General features: G+C 71.6%; 2 protein-coding genes and 1 pseudogene. 1 reads left to right on the top strand and 2 read right to left on the bottom strand.

The window, feature by feature from the left end; genetic code table 11:
• A partial coding sequence (locus D7W79_RS40405) for a sensor histidine kinase (RefSeq protein WP_158617174.1) occupies positions 1 to 1811 on the bottom strand: 1811 nt, incomplete at its 3' end.
• Positions 1812 to 1988: 177 nt separating this feature from the next.
• Positions 1989 to 2909, bottom strand: coding sequence for a class I fructose-bisphosphate aldolase (locus D7W79_RS40400; RefSeq protein ID WP_120530525.1), 921 nt, complete (start codon positions 2907 to 2909; stop codon positions 1989 to 1991).
• 263 nt (positions 2910 to 3172) lie between these two features.
• Here D7W79_RS40400 and D7W79_RS44640 point away from each other — a divergent pair.
• Positions 3173 to 3383, top strand: a pseudogene (locus tag D7W79_RS44640) (TolC family protein); the annotation flags it as partial.

Here is a 3383-nt window from a genome sequence, read left to right as displayed (position 1 = left end):
GCGCGCAGCTGCTCGGGCGGGAGGTGCGCCGTGCCGGTGGGAAGGGACACCGTGAACGTGGTGCCCTGATCCGGGACGCTCCGCGCGGTGATGCGACCGCCGTGCAGCTCCACCAGCTCCCGCACGAGCGCCAGGCCGATGCCGCTGCCTTCATGGCTGCGGCCCCGCACGCCCTCCACCCGGTGGAAGCGCTCGAAGATGCGAGGCAGCTCGTGCGCGGGGATGCCGGTGCCCGTGTCGCTGACGGACAACTCCACCCGGTCGCCGTGCTCGCGGAGCCGGACGGTGAGGGTGCCCTCGAAGGTGAACTTGAAGGCGTTGGAGAGGAGGTTGAGGACGATCTTCTCCCAGAGATCGTGGTCCACCCACACGGGGGTGGACAGGGGAGGGCAGTCCACCTGGAGCCGCAGCCCCGCCTTCTTCACCAGCGAATCGAACGCGCCCGCGAGCCCCGCCGTGAGTGGCCCCAGGTCCGTGGGCTCGAAGGTGGCCCGCATGCGCCCGGCTTCCATGCGGCTGAAGTCGAGCAGGCTGTTGACCAGCTTGAGCAGCCGCTGGCTGTTGCGCAGCACGAGCCCCAGCCGCTCCCGGTGCCGGCGGTCCAGGGGCCGCTCCGGATCCGTGAGCACGTCCCCCAGCGGCCCCAGCATCAGCGTCAGCGGCGTGCGGAACTCGTGGCTGATGTTGGAGAAGAAGGCCGTCTTCGCGCGGTCCAACTCCGCCAGGGCCTCCGCCTGCCGCCGGGCGTCCTCGTACGCGCGGGCCCCGGCGATCGCCGCGCCCAACCCACCCGCGACCAGCTCCAGGAACGACAGGTACGAGGCATCCGCCGGCAACCGGGGGGACAGGCCCAGCACGAGCAGGCCCGCCGGGTTCGACTCGCCGGAGCGGGCCACGGGCAGGACGAGCGCGGAGCCAGGCTGCGGCACGCCCTCACGCAGGGGGAGGAGACCGAACCGGGCCTCGAGCCCTTCCACCCGCTCCGCGCGCCCGGAGCGCATCACCCGCGCCAGGGGCCAGGGGGACGCCGCGCCCGGCTCCAGGCCCACCTCGCCGGGACAGAAGGCGCCGTCCCCCTCCAGGCCCATGCGCGCCTCCAGCGAGGCCCGCGAGCCGGTCGCGTCGATGCGGTAGAGCAGCGCGAACGGGAGGTCCGCGGGGTTGGTGGCGAGCGCCTCCAGGGCCCGGGTGCACGCGTCGTGGGCCCGGAGGCTCCCGCCCGCGCGCGAGGCCACCTCCTGCAGCGTCCGGAGGCGGCGCGCGTCCAGCACCTGGCTGGTGGTCTCCACCGCCGTGTCCAGCACGCCGTTGACGGCGCCGGACTCGTCGCGGACGGGGCTGTAGGAGAAGGTGAAGTAGGTCTCCTCGGAGAAGCCGTTGCGCTCCAGGAAGAGGCGCTGGTTCTCCGCCAGGGTGGCGCGGCCCTCGCCGCGGACCTGTTCAATCATCGGGCCGATGTCGTCCCAGATCTCCGCCCAGACCTCCTGCCCGGGGCGCCCCATGGCGAAGGGGTGCTTGCCGCCCAGCATGGGCCGGTAGGCGTCGTTGTAGAGCTTCACCAGCCGCGGGCCCCAGAACACCATCATGGGGAAACGCGAGTGGAGACATGCGCTGACGAGCGTGCGCAGGGACTGCGGCCAGGAGGACACCGGACCCAGCGGCGTCTTCGACCAGTCCATGGACCGCATCAGGGCGCCCATCTCACCGCCCCCGGCCAGGACCTCCCGGGCCGCAGGGTCGGTGTCGCCCGGTTCCGGCGGGGACGCGTCGTCCACGCCGCCATCGCCGGGCGTCCTGGGTCCGTGATTCATCCCCCATCCGTAACCGGGGCCCTGGATGAAGGCCAGGGTGCGCCACGGGGAAGCCGGCCATTCCGGGGCCCGGCGGCCCGCCAGCGTTGACGGTGGAACGCTCCCGCCGCGTGGCGCCCGTCCGGCGAAGAGCCGGGCCGGGGAGGGCGCCACGCCACGGATGACGGCGCGCGGGGACTACTTGCCCGCGAAGACGTTCATCACGTCCTTGAGCAGCTTGATGGACTCGGCGTGCGGACGCTGGAAGGCGTTGCGGCCCATGATGGAGCCGAAGCCGCCACCCTGGTGGATCTGCCGGATGTCCTCCATGAGGGCGCCCGTCTCCTTCGCCTCGCCACCGGAGAAGATGACGATGCGCTTGCCGTTGAACGCGGAGCGCACCACCTCGCGCACGCGGTCCGCGAGCGTCTTGGTGGGGATGTTCGCCTTCTCGAAGGCCTTCTTCGCCTCCGCCTGCTCCAGGAAGTCCGTGGGCGGCTTCACCTTGATGATGTGCGCGCCCATCTGCGCGGAGATCTGCGCCGCGTACGCCACCACGTCGATGGCCGTCTCGCCCTCCTTGGACAGGGCGCCGCGCGGGTAGGCCCACAGCACCGTGGGCAGGCCGTAGGACTTGGCCTCCGCGATGATGTCGCGCAGGTCTTCGTACTGCTCGTTGCGGGCCGCGGAGCCCGGGTAGATGGTGTAGCCCACCGCCGCGCAGCCCAGGCGCACCGCGTCCTTCACGGACGACGTCACCGCGGACATGGGCGCGGCCGTCTTGGCCAGCGAGTCGGAGTTGTTCACCTTCAGGATGAGGGGAATCTCACCCGCGAGCTTGCCCGCGATGGCTTCCAGGAAGCCCAGCGGCGCCGCGTACGCGTTGCAGCCGGACTCGATGGCCAGCTGCGCGTGGTAGTCCGGATCATACCCGGCCGGGTTCGGACCGAAGGAGCGCGCGGGGCCGTGCTCGAAGCCCTGATCCACCGGGAGGATGACCAGCTTGCCCGTGCCGGCGAGCGTGCCGTGGTTCAGCAGGCGCGCCAGGTTCGTCAGCGTGCCGGGGTTGTCGGAGGGGTACCAGGAGAGGATCTGCTTGACGCGGTCGGTGTAGGCCATGGGGTTTTCCTTGAAGGAAGGCGTCGAAACCGGCGCGGGATTCTGCGGTCCTTGTCCGCGCCCACCAAGCTTTGTCTGTACCGAATGTCGGCGACTGTCACGCCCTCTACGCGCCTTGCCGCGCGAGCCGACTGGACGGAAGCCGACATCCGACAGGGCCCATGGGTGCACAGAAATGCTGCGTCGTCGCGGGCTTCCGGATATGCCCGGGCGCACACGAGGCGGACCACAGCATGGGCAGAGAAGTCGGTAGGGTCGTCGCAGTGGCAATGATGCTCACCGGTGGCGCGGCGGGCGCGCAGATCTCGCCCACGCCGGCTCCCTCGAACGCTCCGGGGACGGGGGCACCGGGGACCGCGTCTCCGTCGCCTGGCAGCCTGTCTCCGGCCACCGTGCCCACGCCCTCGCCCGGCACCACTCCGGCCCCGGGACCGAGCGGCACCGGGTCGTCCGCCGCCAACCCCACCCCTGGCA

The organism is Corallococcus exercitus (genome assembly GCF_003611585.1).
Lineage (GTDB): Bacteria > Myxococcota > Myxococcia > Myxococcales > Myxococcaceae > Corallococcus > Corallococcus exercitus.
This window is presented reverse-complemented; position numbering and strand designations above follow the sequence as displayed.